Below are 13,704 nucleotides of genomic sequence, written 5' to 3'. Positions count from 1 at the left end.
ATGAATAAAAGCGAGCAAAATCCCTCAAAAACTACTAACGCAAAAAACTCTAACGCGACAAATACACAAAAAAGCGATACGCTACCAAAAGGCACACTCCAAGAGAGCACACTATATGTGTTTTCTACCCAACGGTTGATTATGGATTTTTACTCCAAGCATCCACAAGGGCTTATGCCAAAGGCACTAAGCATTGGCGAGTTTTTCAAAAAATCCTACACCATCCCGCACAAAACCCGCATAAATCACAGAATCCAAACTATCATTTTGCAAGGCATTTTGCGTGAAATCATCGAGCAAAAGCCAAATATCACAAATCTTTTGGTGTTTGAAAAAAGTTTTTTGGGCTACTTGGAGGGAAGTGATTTTTTGCTGTATTTGTTTAATGAAATCAAGCAGCACAATATCAAGTTTAGCGATATTCCAAATAGCGATATTTACGCGGATTTCACCGAGCATTTGGCTATCATTGAGGAGATTTTCACTCGCTTTGAGAGCGCGCTACAAAAGGAGCGGTTTTTTAGCGTCCCACAAAAAGATGAGATAGTCATTATTAGCGAGTTTATCCGCTCTTTTGATAGGATAGAGATTTTTATTGATGGATTTTTGAGCCCATTAGAATCCTACATTTTGGAGCAAATAGCCCTTTTTACGCCTCTATACATTCATCTTAAGCTAGATAGATACAACGCCCTGCATTTCCCTTATATTGCCAAAATGCTAGAGCCTAGTAGCCTAGAATCTGGCTTTAGTTACACCATAGAGGTTCAGGCAAGTGAGATTCAGGCAAGAAAAATTCAAGCAAGTGAGAGCCTTGCTTGCCAAAAGATTGAGTGCCAAAGTATCGCACCTAAAAATCTTGCCTGCAAAATTATCCAAAAATCCCCTCTTGCTTCCTTGCCAAGCATTGAAGCATTTGGCTTTGAGCTACGAATAGGGCAGTGTGCGTTTGTGCTAGAAAAAGTGCGCGAGCTACTAGCAAGTGGTGTAGATGGCGAGCAAATAGCTATCATCACACCTAGCAGTGATATTGTCGGGTTTTTTGAACTGCTAGATGAAGCGCGAAACCTAAACTACGCGATGGGCAAGGAGCAATTTGGCGTTTTTGATAAACTAGAATCCTTGCTTTATACAGGACATCAAAAAACAAACCCTAGCGAAAACAGCACTATTTTAGACACCAAAAATAGCACAAAAATTTCACAGCAAAATACCAATCTTTATACCCTAGAATCTATACTAGATTCTAGCGGGATATATGCTGATACTTCCCCAAATATCGCTAACTCTATCCAAGAAATCCTTTTGCAATATACCCAAATCGCTTCTTATATAAACGCCCTAGAATGGCAAGAAGTGGTAGAGGTTTTTTTAGAAGATTTGCACTCTTTGCGAGAAAATGACACAAGCGGTGGAAAAGTGCGGGTGATAGAAGTGCTAGAAACGCGCGGACTTAGCTTTGAGTATGTTTTTGTGCTTGATTGTAATGATGACTTTATCCCCAAAGTCAAAGATAGCGATATGTTTCTAAACACCTTTATGCGCTCAAAGCTAGGTATGCCAACACTAAAAGATAGAGAACAGCTCCAAAAGCATTATTACTACTCACTTTTTTTGCATACACGCAAAGCTGTGTATCTATCCCACACGCAAAATGACGAAACGACAAGGGCAAGCCTGCTAGATGAGCTAAACATAAAAAGCCAAAATGGCGATGAACTCTACGCGCTTTTTCCTAGCCAATCTTTGCCTGCTTTTGTCGATGAGGAAGTCATTTTGCCACGCGAGGATTTACTAGGCAAAAATTTATCAAATAAAGAGGATTTTAGGATTTTTGGAAGTTTGGATGGATTTAGATTTTCGCCTACGAGTTTGTGGACATTTTGCCAATGCAAGCGTAAATTTTACTTCAAATATTTGCTAAAAATTAAGCCACAAGATGAGGAAAATCTATCTATGGAGATTGGCACAAATCTTCATAACGCGCTTTGTCTTGCTTTTGGCAAATACAAAAATACACCGCTAAGTTCAGAAATACTTGAAAAAATCAAGCAAGAATTTGAAGCGAGATTGGGTGAGGGATTTGATAAAAGGGCACAAAGCACGCAAGAACACAAAATCACAATGCAAGAGCGATTTGCATACAAGATAAATGTGCTAGAAATGCGTGGATTTTGGGATAGTGAAGCAAGTAGAATCCAAGATTCACAAGAGATTTTATCGCAGGGTGCGGGCAAAAATGCCTTGTGCGTGCTAGATTGCGAGCGTGAGCTAGAATCTAGCCTACTTCATAATGGAAAAAGATTTTTGCTAAAAGGGAGGATTGATAGGCTTGATATGGACGCGCAAGGGCGGATTTGGATACTAGATTATAAGTATTCGCGGGATAAGGTTGATAAGGCGTATTATAATTTTCAGCTTGCTTTTTATAAACTTTTGGTGGAATCAAGTTTGTTAGATAGTGGATATTTAGGATTTTTGGGCACAGAGTGTGTGGAGGCTTTGGGGCAAGATTTTGTGGGTTTAGAAAAATCTATAAGCAGTGAGATTGCAAACCAAGATAGAAAAGATACTCAAGCAAAAGAATCTGTGGAAAAAGACACTCAAGCAAAAAACTTTGAGGCTGTGAAAGCGGGGCTGTATTTTTTGCGCGAAAATCAAAAGCCTTTTTTTTTACCAAACGAAAATCAAGCTAAAAAGGCAAAAGAGATGATTTTGGAGGCTTTGCAAGATAGTGTAGGCTTACAAGATAGTGTGGATTTGCAAGATAGTGCAAGTTTTGAAGATAGTGTGAAAAAAGGTATAAGCGAGGGTAAAAAAGAGGATATAAATGCCAAAAGTGTTGGCAAGGTGAATTTTTCACTTACTTCCAAGCTACAAACTTGCCGAAACTGCCCATATATCTGGCTATGCAACCGCGCTTAAAAATAACTAAATCTTGCAAAATCACTTACAGCAAAAAAAACGCTTGCTAGCTTAGAAAAGCAATTTTGTCATTAGATTTTGCAATGAGGCTGTATGTTATTTTGTGCTTGTTTTGCACATACCTGCATCATTTGTAAAATATGCAAAGCAAAAAAAATAACTATCGCAAAATAGCAAAAATGCAAAAAAAAACTAGCTTAAATTCGTATAAACCGCTTGCACATCGTCATCTTCCTCGATTCTATCAAGGAGTTTTTCTAGCTCGGTGATTTGCTCCTCGCTTAGGCTAATAGGGCTTGTTGGAATACGTTGTAATGAAGCCTTTTGCACGGGGATTCCTAGCTTCTCAAACCCCTCGCTCAAAGTCCCAAAATCGCTATATTCCCCGATAGCCGCGTATTTGCTAGAAGATTCAGAATCTTCGTTTTCTTCTGCCCTCTCTAGCTCCTCTAGCCCATAATCAATGAGGGCTAGCTCGATTTCCTCCGCGCTTTTGCCCTCTGGCAGGACAAACTCAAACACGCTTTTGCGTGCAAACATAAATTCTAGCGAGCCGTTTGGGACGATTTGCGCACCTTGCGTTTTGTTGAAGTAACTTTTTATGTTGGCAATCGTGCGGGTGGGATTATCCGTAGTGCATTCGATAAAAATCAGCACGCCACCGCTTGCCTTGCCCTCGTAAGTAACCTCGCTAAAGCTCCCGTCCTTGCCACTTGCGCGTTTAATCGCAGCATCGATATTGTCTTTTGGCATATTTTGGGCTTTGGCGTTGGCTATGGCGGTGCGGAGCTTGGCATTCATAGCGGGGTCGCCCCCACCCTCTTTTGCCGCCATTGTGATGACTTTTGCGAGCTTTGGAAACACCTTGCTCATCTTATCCCAACGCTTTTCTTTTGCCGCTCGCCGATATTCAAACGCTCGTCCCATTGTGCTTTCCTTTGTGAAATAGATTTTGAAATTATAGAAAAAATTGGCTTAGATTTTGCTACTTTATAGCCAAAATCTTTATATCGCAGGAATCGCGTGATGACAAAAACGCCACCAAAACCAACCACCCAAAATCATCAAACAACCGCAATGACAACCACAACAACAACTAAGCCTAGCCACACAAAATCCACACTAAAAGGCAAAATCGGCGAGGATAGAGCGTGCGCTTGGCTAGAATCTAATGGTTTTGTTATTTTAGAGCGCAATTTTCACTCACGATTTGGCGAGATAGATATTATCGCTTTGGAAGCTAGCAATATAAATGAGGGCAATGAGTGCGAAGCCTGCGAGGATTTGAAACGCAAAGAAGTTTTAGAGTGCAAAGAGATTTTAGGGCGTGAAGAGGATTTGTGGCGCAAGCTAGATTCTAAAGAATCTAAAAAAGATTTTCTCCTCAATCCCACTGCTTCAAAATCTACCTTGCACTTTATAGAGGTAAAAAGCTATACAAAAGCCGAACCTGCTTATGCTATCACACAAAAAAAACTATCCAAAATCTATCAAAGCATAGAAGCGTATTTTTTGGATACGAGCAAAAAAATCCAAGCAAGCACAAAAGAAGTAAAATCCGCTACAAAAATCACTACAAAATCTAGCACAAAACTTCGCAGAGAATTAGAAAATATTGATTTAGATTCCTTGCCCTATTGTGTCTCGGCAGTTTTGATAAAGGGCGATAAAATCAGCTTTTTATCAAATGTAAGCCAAAATACATAAGCAACAAAATACGATAAAAATTCAGCGCAAAATCTAAAATAGTGGCTTTTTTCCTTTGGTTAGTCGCAAGCGATTTACCTGTATCAGCACCGAGATTACCACTTCAAAAAACTCTCTAGGGATTTCTCTATCTAGTGGTGCGTCTTTGTAGAGGCTTCGTGCTAGAGGTGGGTTTTCGATGATTTCTATGTCGTTTTGTCTAGCGACATCTTTTATGCGGATAGCTAGGTGGTCTATGCCTTTTGCGACTACGCGCGGGGCTTGGTCTTTTTGGCTATCAAATGCAAGTGCTACGGCGTAATGCGTAGGGTTGGTAACGACTACTTGGGCTTTTGGAATCGCACTCATCATTTTGTTCATCGCGTTTTTGCGCATAAGCTGGCGGATTCTGCCTTTTATTTCTGGATTTCCCTCGTGCTGGATAAACTCATCTTTGACTTCTTGCTTGCTCATTTTTAAAGATTTTATGTATTGTCTGCGCTTAAGCGCATAATCAGCTGCTGCCATTAGTGCAAACACCCCAATCATCGAGCCTATCAAAATCAAACATTTGTTGCGCCACCACAAAATTTGCTCTATCGCACCAAGATGAGCTACACCCTCGATTTCGTGCAAAAATAATAACAATATAATGCCACCAACGCCCAAAGCCACAAGCACTTTTAGCGTGATAAGCGCACCATTTGCAAGATTGTGCAAAGAAAAAATACGCTTAAAACCATTTATGGGATTTATCTTGCTAAATTTGGGATAAATCGCCTTGATACTTAGCAAAAATCCAAATTGTGCGACATTGCCTAAAATACTTGCCACAAGTAGCACCAAAAATATAGGCAACAGCATAACGCCCGTAACACTCACTAGATTCCAAAAAATATTTACAACATCAGCTTTTGTCAAATCTGTGCCATTTCCTGTCTGGGGGAAATGCAGGGCATAAGTGTAGATTCCTTTGATTTTGTCAAGCCAAAAAGGAAATAGCAAAAACAGCACACCAAGCCCCACAAGCATAACCACCACTCCGCTGACTTCTGGACTTTTGGCGACATTGCCCTCTTGCTTTGCGCGGGATAGCTTGTGCTGGGAGGGGGCTTCGGTTTTTTCTTGCTCATCTGCCATTTTGTGCCTTTAGATTTTTGGTTGTGAGGGGTTTTTTTGTTTTTTTAGATTTTGTGTCTAAAATGCGTTTTTACAAAAAAGGATTATAGCACAAAGGGTAAAATCTAACCAAAAGATAAAAATCTATGAAAGTCTAAGGTTTAGCATCACGGTATGCCACGCAAAAGTATTGCCTAGAAAGTATTTTTTCTCATTTATGCTAGTATCATCACAGATAAATTCCACCACTTGCAGATTTTCTCCAAAATCTAGCACTTCTTTTGTGATTTGATTTTTTGGGATATTTTCTTTGTGCCTTATGTTTATGATAATAATGCGTGGCTTACTCTCTCTCTCTCTCTCTCTCTCTCTCGTTTTGGATTCTTTCTCAAAAAGTTTGCTAATCTTTTTGCCAAAATCAGCTAGCTCTTCTATGCTATTTCTCCTCCCACAGACAAACGCCACACAATCACAAGCCAAAATCTTAGATTTTAGTCTATCAAAACGGCGTTGCATAGTTTTTCTAAAAGTTGGTAGATATTGATTTAGTGGGATAGATTTGGGAAATGCGTGGATACTTACCATACCCGCGTTGCTAGTAGAGACTACCCATCGTTCTTTAGCACTTTTTTGACTTTCCTCATAGCATTTTTCAAAAAAATCACTAAACCCCACTTCAAAGCAGCGATATGCCTCATTTAAATCATAGCACATCATCCAATCAAGTGGGGAAGATAGCTTGCGTAGCCCGTAGTTTCGCAAGTGAAGTGCTGGCTTGCACGCTTCTCCTAGAGAGATAAACATATCTGCTTGAATCGTGTCTTTTTGGAATCTACAAAAAGCGCGATGAGCAAGCACAAAAGGCAAGCTGCGCACCTTTGCACGCAAGGATTTGCTAGGAAAAAATATAGCAAAAAGCCGACTTAAGCGCAAAGCACACTCTAAATACAACGGATATGAACGCATATTTTTCCTTAAGATTTTTATGTGGTTTTATGATTTTGCTAGATTTTGATTCACTTTGGCGATAAAAGGCGATGAAAGGCTATAAAAGAGGGCAATAAAGCAATGTTTTTGTGAATATTTATGTAAATTTTAAGCCGTGGGAAAATCACAAAAAAAACTTACGCAAAAAAAACTTAAAAATAAAAACTTGCGTAAAATCTTAAAGCAAATTCTTAGTAACTTTGTAGTTCATTGTAGAGACTATCGCGCTCCACAGGGACAAATCCCGCATCTTTTATCTGTGCTATCATCATTTCTTTGCTTATGCCTTTTTTGGATTTTGCTCCTGCTGCGGATTGTATGCTTTCGTTTTCTATCGTGCCATCCATATCATCTGCGCCAAATTCTTGGGCTACAAGGGCGAGATTTGCCCCAAGTGTCGCCCAATACGCCTTGATATGTGGGATATTGTGCAAAATGATTCTAGCGATAGATAAAGTCTTTAGGATTTCTTGTCCGCTAAGTGGTTGGGGTAAGTTTAGGTAGTTGTTTTCGCGCTGATAGAGTAAGGGGATAAATGCGTTAAATCCGCCCTTTTTGGATTCTACGATTTGTGTGTCGCATTGTGTATCTCTAAGCCTTAAAATATGGTCTATGCGGTGGATTCGCTCCTCAATATGCCCAAAAAGCATTGTGGCGTTGCTCATTTTGCCAAGTGAGTGCCAATATGAGTGGATTTCTAGCCAGCGCGTGCTAGATACTTTGCCACTACATAGCTTTTTGCGGATTTTTTCATCAAAGATTTCAGCCCCACCTCCCGGCATAGAATCCACACCAGCTTTTGCCATATCTTCTAGCACTGCTCGGTAGTCTTTACCAAATCTACGACTAAGGAAATCCACTTCCGCAGCAGTCATTGCTTTTAGGTGGATTTTTGGTGCGGCTTTTTTGACTTCGCTAAAGCACTGCATATACCATTCATAAGCATAATGTGGGCTGTGAGCAGAGACGATATGCACTTCTTTTGCCCCGCGGGATTGTGAAGCGACCGTTTGGGCGACTACTTCTTCAATCGTCATTTGATATGGATTTGGATTTCGCCTGCTTGCAGAAAACGCGCAAAACTTACACACATCAGCGCAGATATTTGTGGGATTTATATGGCGATTCATATTAAAAAACACTTTGTTTGCGTATTTTTGCTTACGGATAGAGTTTGCTGCCTCACCAAGCGTGAAAATATCGCACTCATACAAGCGCACTAGCTCGCTTGCAGAGCATTCTTTCCCTGCTAGGACTTGCTCTAAGATAGTGAGTGGATTTGCTGAAGTGGTTGAAATATTTGCAGTGTTTGTGGTGTTTGTCGCACTCATTTACTCTCCTTATTTTTTTGCCTTAAATCTTTGCCTTATTTTTCTGCTTTAGTTGTTTTGCTTTTTGTCTTGTGGTTGATTTGTTTGTGTTTTTGTTTAGTCGTGTTTAGTTTTTGCGCTTACCACACTTGCATTTGAGCTTTTGCGCTTTGGTAGAAATTCCCCGCTTTCCCCTCAATCTCATACTCAAGCCCAAATCCATATTTTACCGTAGCGATTCCACTTCGCTTCACAGAGACATTTTCGTAAGAATCCTGCGAGATGGGCAAGCTACCCACGCTTACGCTTGAGTGAGGTGGAATCTTGCGTGAGAAACTTTGCTCAGAGATTAGATTTCCATTCATATACAGCGCACCATAAGTGATAGTGATAAAGGATTCTGTGAGGTTTTGCACCATTATATTTACACTTCCAGAGCCCACACGAAATGGCGTGGTGCTAAGCAAAATATGCTTATTTTGCGCCTGCATACTTGGCACGCTTACATTTGAGAGCACATATCTTGCGGGTGTATCCCCAGCACTATTTGTGATAGTGATGTCAGCACCATAGCTCAAAAGAAGCGAAATCATTTGCGAGTTGCGCAAAGCTACGGCGTAGTGCAAAGCGGTATTGCCACGAATAGAATCCCTAATATTTGGATTTGCCCCCGCTTTTAGTAGGATTTGAGTGAAGTTTAGGTTGTTGAACTGCACGACTTTGTGCAGTGCTGTTTCCCCGTGAGAGATAGCATTTACTTTTGCCCCACGCTTTAGTAGGAGGTATAAAATATCAGTGTTGTTTTTGCGCGAAGCGTCATAAAGTGGCGTGCTTCCTCGAAGTCTGCTATTTACATTTGCGCCCAAATCCACTCCCTTGCGGACATCAGCGTAGTTGTTTGAAAATAGCAAATAATCATAGCGATTTGCACTAAGAGTGCTAAAAATCCCCCCACACAGCACAAAGGCAAAAAACAATCTAAAAAAATTATTTCCCATCTAGATTCTCCTTAAAATTATGTGTCTATACACAAATGCTATAATCTATCATATCGGGATTCTTTCTAAAAATTTACAAAATCTAAAAACTAACCAAAGTGTTTATGGCTAAGGGATTTTATCTTTTGGAAAGTAGCTTTGAAATCCACGCCAAAAGTCCTACACTCGCTAATAGTAGTGAAAAAATTGGTATCGCCACTATATCTAGGGATAAGGTGTATGTGTAAGTGCTCGGGGATTCCAGCTCCTGCGCTTTTGTGGATATTTAGCCCCATATTTACGCCTTGTGCGCCATACTCCTCTAGAAGTGCGACACCTTTTTGGGATAGCGTTTGGAGGTGTAGCCACTCTTGTGTGCCTATCTGTGTGGGCGAGGCTTGGTGCTCGTGGGGGATAATGAGAAAATGAGCGGGCGTGTATGGGTAGCGATTCATCACACAAAAGCACAGCTCATCGCGATAAAAAACGAAATTTGCCTCATCATCGCTTGGGTTTAGGCTGATAGCACAAAATGGGCAACCTTTTTCCTCGTTTTCAAAATACTTCGCTCGCCAAGGTGCATAGATTTGCTGCATTTAGAGAATCCTTTGTTTTGGTTGTGTTGGAATCATTGGCGCAAAATTTTAAAGATTTTGCCAAATCTTGCTAGCAATATTTAGCAGGAAGCTAACAAGATTTTTAAGATTCCAAAGTTTTTGATGTTTAGAAAATCCCAAAGTCAAAAACAAGGATTTTACCTTATTTTTTTATATGAATCACTACGACTTAAGTAGCAAACATAAAAAACTAAGCACAAGAATCTTGTGTAATAAAAAGTGCAAAAAGTCAAAAACAAGGCTAATTAAGAAAGTAAGTAGTGCTGTTGGTGGCAGTAAGGAATGGCTAAGTATAAAATCTATGCAGAGGATTTGGCGGCTAAAAACTTAGTGATAGGCTCAAAAACCATTCATTGCCGTGAGATATGACATATTTTTGCCGAAAAAGTGTTTCGCTTTTGGGGTCGTTTTGGCGCACATTGCCAGCATTACAAGTATTACCACTCATCGTGCAATTTCGTCCATTATACCCATACCACCGCTCTGCTGCTATATTATAAAAATTGTGCTTGTAGCCAAAATTTACTCGAAAAAATCGCGTGATATATGCTGATACTCCATAGCGCAAAAACGCCCCACTGCCAGAGGCAAAAAACGCATCATAAAGATTGCTACTTTTTCCTTGTGCTGCTAGCTCGTTTTGCCACGATTTATCGCTACTATCGCCTTGAGAAAATCGCCCAAACTCCACTCCACCACCAAAAAATCCACCGATTTTTAGATATGCTATGCGATTTTTCCACCACGATGATTTGGCATTTACTGCTTTGCGAAGCCAATAATCAAACGGAGCATTTACAATGATGTCCCCACCAAAGCCAAAAGTCATAAATGTGCCATTATTTGCAAGAGTGCCTTGCAAGTCTTTGCTAGGCAGTGGTGTTTGTGCAAATGTAAATTTGTCATTTGTCGGGGTGGTTGGATTTGGGTTTATGGTGTCAATCCCACCACTTGGGACATTATTTGTGCTTGTATCGCGACTGCTAGAGATTAGCTCGCCTAGCCCGCCATTTTTGGCACTCACTTCGCCAAATAATCGAATGCCAAGAATATCAAATCTATCAAAATAATGCTCTATGCCTATCTCTATGGCATAGCCTTTGCCTAGTGCGCCTTGATAGCTTGCACTTGTGGTGTCGCCACGACAGAGCTGGGCTGGGCAGGTGGCGACTTCTTTACTCATAGAGTTGGTGTTTTGGGTGGCAGTGGAGCTAGAGCTTACAACACCATTGCTTATATACAAGCGGAGCAAATCCCCGATAAGTCGTGGTGGTTTTTGCTCGATGGGTATTTTTTCGTCCGATTCTTCATAGTCTTGGGAGTAGTATTGGATTCTGTCTATGGAGTCTTGGGCTAGGGCGTCTTTTTGGGCTTCTTGTTTTGTTTCTTTTTGGGATTCTTTGGAATCTTGCGCGGTTTTTTGTGTGGTTTTTAGATTTTTGCGGGTAGGGCGGGTATTTTTGCTTTTTGTGGTTTTTTCATCTTTTATTAGTTTTGGGTATCGTGTTGTTTTTGATTCACTATTTGGTGCGGCTTGTAGCATTTGTATGCCTACAAGCATAGCTAGCAAAGCAAAAGATACACTACTTATCTCATACTTTTTGCTTATTTCACTTATTTTGCTTACTTTGCACACTTTTTGCATTCCACGCATTTTACACACTCTTTTTGTTTAGCTCTACAAAGGCTTGAAAATCCGCCTTTATGCGCGATTCATCAAAAAACTCCTCTATCGCTTCGCGCATAGATTTTGGCTCGCTTATGTTGTTTGCTACATTTCTAAAAGCACTCGCACCCTCCTCGCCTTTGGCATAAGCGTGCAGATTTTTGCGAAACATTATCGCCCCGCGCTCGCCATAAAAATCAATCATCGCATCAAAATGCTCTAGCACAATCTCGCGTTTGATGACATTTGGTAGCTCATCGCTACGCTTGCCTTGCTTTATCTGCCAAAAAATCCACGGAGATTTTAGCGCGGCTCGCCCTATCATCACGCCATTTGCACCCGTGAAATCTAGCACTTCTTGCGCTTTTTTGGGAGAATCTATCTCACCATTTGCGATTAGTGGGTGGCGCAAAACCTGCTTCATATTTTCTAGGGCTTGGTAGTCTATTCGCTCCTTTTTGTAAGCATCGGCTTTTGTGCGGGCGTGAACTACGACAAAATCTACATTTGCGTCATTTAGTGCGTTTGCGATTTCTAGGGGAATCTTTTTGTCAAATCCTAGCCGAACTTTCACACTTGTGTAGCGGGCATTGGTGCGCTCTCTAATGAGATTTAGGCATTTTACAAGCAAGTCTAGATTTTTTAGCAGTCCGCTTCCATTGCCGTGATTTGCGACTTTGGGGGCTGGGCAGCCGCAGTTAAAATCTAATATGTCTATGTGGTTTTTGTTTATTTCGTTTTGCTTGTTTAGCACTTCTATGGCTTTGCTTAGCACTTCGGGTTTTGAGCCTGCGATTTGGACAGAAAAGGGCGTTTCATTGGGGGATTTGGCTAGCATTTTTAGTGTCTTTGCGCTACTAAACGCTAGGGCGTGGGAGCTTATCATCTCACTAACGGTAATATCTACGCCAAATCGCTTGACTACCTTGCGAAATGGCAAATCTGTATATCCTGCAAGTGGAGCTAAAAATAATAGATTTTCAAAAATTATGTCTTTTTGCTCTTGTGGTGTTTTTATCTTGGGCATATTTTGTCCTTAAAATCTAAAAAGCCTTGATTTTGCTAAAAGCCTTAAAAGTCATCGTTGTGTAAGCAAAATTTATACGAAATCTAAAATCTGCGTAAAATCCTAGCATAAAAGCGAGAATCTAGCACAAATCTAGTGCAAATATGAAAAAGGCTTAACAATTTTATGACATAATCGCACACTTGCTTTATGTGCTTTTGGGCAAATTTAAGGTAGCAAAAACAGCGCTTGAAAATCTAAAACTACTCAAAATCCATAAAGATAAAAGCAAAATCTCAACTTGACAAAATCACAATTTGAAAGGATAAACCAAATGAAAAATCTAGCAAAAATCGCCACAAAAGGCGTAGCAAAAATAACAAAAAGTATGACAAAGGGCTTCATCGCTACATTTGTAGCAGTGCTTGGCATAGCAGGGCTAGGTGCGCTATTAAGTGGCTGTGGCGATGAGGCACGCACACTAGAATCCATAAAAGCAAAAAATGAGCTTATCATCGGCGTATTTGGCGATAAACCACCATTTGGCTACATAAATGAGCAAGGGCAGAATGTAGGCTTTGATGTGTATGTGGCTAAGCGACTTGGCAGAGAGCTACTAGGTGGCGATGAGGGTGTGAACTTTGTGCTTGTCGAGGCGGCAAATCGGGCAGAATTTTTGCGCTCAAACAAAGTCGATATAATGATGGCAAACTATACCAAAACACCAGAGAGAGCGCAACAAGTGGATTTTGCTACTCCATATATGAAAGTCGCGCTTGGTGTGGTAAGCCAAGAGGGCAAAATCATCAATGTATCACAGCTAGCAGGCAAAGTCCTAATCGTAAATAAAGGCACGACAGCGGATTTTTATTTCACAAAAAATCACCCTGAAATCAAGCTACTAAAATTTGAGCAAAATACTGAAACCTTTGCTGCGCTAAAAGACGGCAGAGGCGATGCGCTCGCACACGACAACACACTACTTTTTGCTTGGGCAAAAGAAAATCCTAGCTATGCAGTGGGGATAAAAAAGCTAGGCGAAGATGATGTAATCGCCCCTGCGGTAAAAAAGGACAACAAAGAGCTACTAGAGTGGATAAACAATCAAATGGAGATTTTGGCAAAAGAGGGATTTTTTACCGAAGCATATAATCAAACGCTTGCTCCTGTATTTGGCGATGATATAAAGCCAAGCGATGTGGTGTTTGAGTAGGGGTTGATATTTTTTTGTTGCGTGGGCAATATCAAAAATTGCCTCGCAACGAAATCGTAGCAGGGCTTATGAGAGATTTTAATTGAGAATTTTATTGGGTTTATTAAAGCACTTGCATAAGCTAAATCTAAACTAGGTTATTTCTTAGATTGAAGCGATTTTATCTCCATTTTCTAGCATAAAATCTTGCAATAATAA

General features: G+C 40.5%; 10 protein-coding genes and 1 pseudogene. 3 read left to right on the top strand and 8 right to left on the bottom strand.

Annotated features, from left to right (window positions below; translation table 11 throughout):
- The gene (locus CQA40_RS04820; protein ID WP_115519789.1) at positions 1-2,925 is read left to right on the top strand and encodes a PD-(D/E)XK nuclease family protein; all 2,925 of its coding nucleotides are present in this window, start codon (positions 1-3) and stop codon (positions 2,923-2,925) included.
- Between the two features lie 192 nt (positions 2,926-3,117).
- Here CQA40_RS04820 and CQA40_RS04815 read toward each other — a convergent pair whose 3' ends face one another.
- Positions 3,118-3,852, bottom strand: coding sequence for a YebC/PmpR family DNA-binding transcriptional regulator (locus tag CQA40_RS04815; RefSeq protein ID WP_115519788.1), 735 nt, complete (start codon positions 3,850-3,852; stop codon positions 3,118-3,120).
- Positions 3,853-4,002: 150 nt separating this feature from the next.
- Between CQA40_RS04815 and CQA40_RS04810 the strand changes: the two are divergent.
- A pseudogene (locus CQA40_RS04810) lies at positions 4,003-4,176 on the top strand (YraN family protein); the annotation flags it as partial.
- A 489-nt stretch (positions 4,177-4,665) separates the two neighbouring features.
- Here the strand turns inward: CQA40_RS04810 and flhB are convergent.
- From flhB to CQA40_RS04775, 7 genes are all read right to left on the bottom strand, one after another.
- A complete protein-coding gene (gene flhB, locus CQA40_RS04805; protein ID WP_115519787.1) occupies positions 4,666-5,751 on the bottom strand; it encodes a flagellar biosynthesis protein FlhB in 1,086 nt (361 codons plus the stop codon).
- Between the two features lie 123 nt (positions 5,752-5,874).
- The gene (locus CQA40_RS04800) at positions 5,875-6,696 is read right to left on the bottom strand and encodes a DUF1796 family putative cysteine peptidase (protein WP_115519786.1); all 822 of its coding nucleotides are present in this window, start codon (positions 6,694-6,696) and stop codon (positions 5,875-5,877) included.
- Between the two features lie 212 nt (positions 6,697-6,908).
- Entirely contained in the window at positions 6,909-8,048 is a 1,140-nt protein-coding gene (mqnE, locus tag CQA40_RS04795; RefSeq protein ID WP_115519785.1) for an aminofutalosine synthase MqnE, read from the bottom strand.
- 119 nt (positions 8,049-8,167) lie between these two features.
- Entirely contained in the window at positions 8,168-9,025 is an 858-nt protein-coding gene (locus CQA40_RS04790; RefSeq protein WP_023927762.1) for an ankyrin repeat domain-containing protein, read from the bottom strand.
- Between the two features lie 89 nt (positions 9,026-9,114).
- A complete protein-coding gene (locus tag CQA40_RS04785; RefSeq protein ID WP_115519784.1) occupies positions 9,115-9,600 on the bottom strand; it encodes an HIT domain-containing protein in 486 nt (161 codons plus the stop codon).
- A gap of 340 nt (positions 9,601-9,940) precedes the next feature.
- Positions 9,941-11,266, bottom strand: a complete 1,326-nt coding sequence (locus CQA40_RS04780; protein WP_181882836.1) for a hypothetical protein — start codon at positions 11,264-11,266, stop codon at positions 9,941-9,943.
- Positions 11,267-11,276: 10 nt separating this feature from the next.
- Positions 11,277-12,314: a tRNA-dihydrouridine synthase gene (locus CQA40_RS04775; RefSeq protein ID WP_115519782.1), complete on the bottom strand. Its 1,038-nt coding sequence runs from the start codon at positions 12,312-12,314 to the stop codon at positions 11,277-11,279.
- Between the two features lie 367 nt (positions 12,315-12,681).
- On the opposite strand from CQA40_RS04775, the gene CQA40_RS04770 reads away from it, so the two are divergent.
- The gene (locus tag CQA40_RS04770) at positions 12,682-13,506 is read left to right on the top strand and encodes a cysteine ABC transporter substrate-binding protein (protein WP_115519818.1); all 825 of its coding nucleotides are present in this window, start codon (positions 12,682-12,684) and stop codon (positions 13,504-13,506) included.
- Positions 13,507-13,704: the final 198 nt, after the last annotated feature.

Source organism: Helicobacter sp. MIT 01-3238 (genome assembly GCF_003364135.1).
Lineage (GTDB): Bacteria > Campylobacterota > Campylobacteria > Campylobacterales > Helicobacteraceae > Helicobacter_B.
This window is presented reverse-complemented; position numbering and strand designations above follow the sequence as displayed.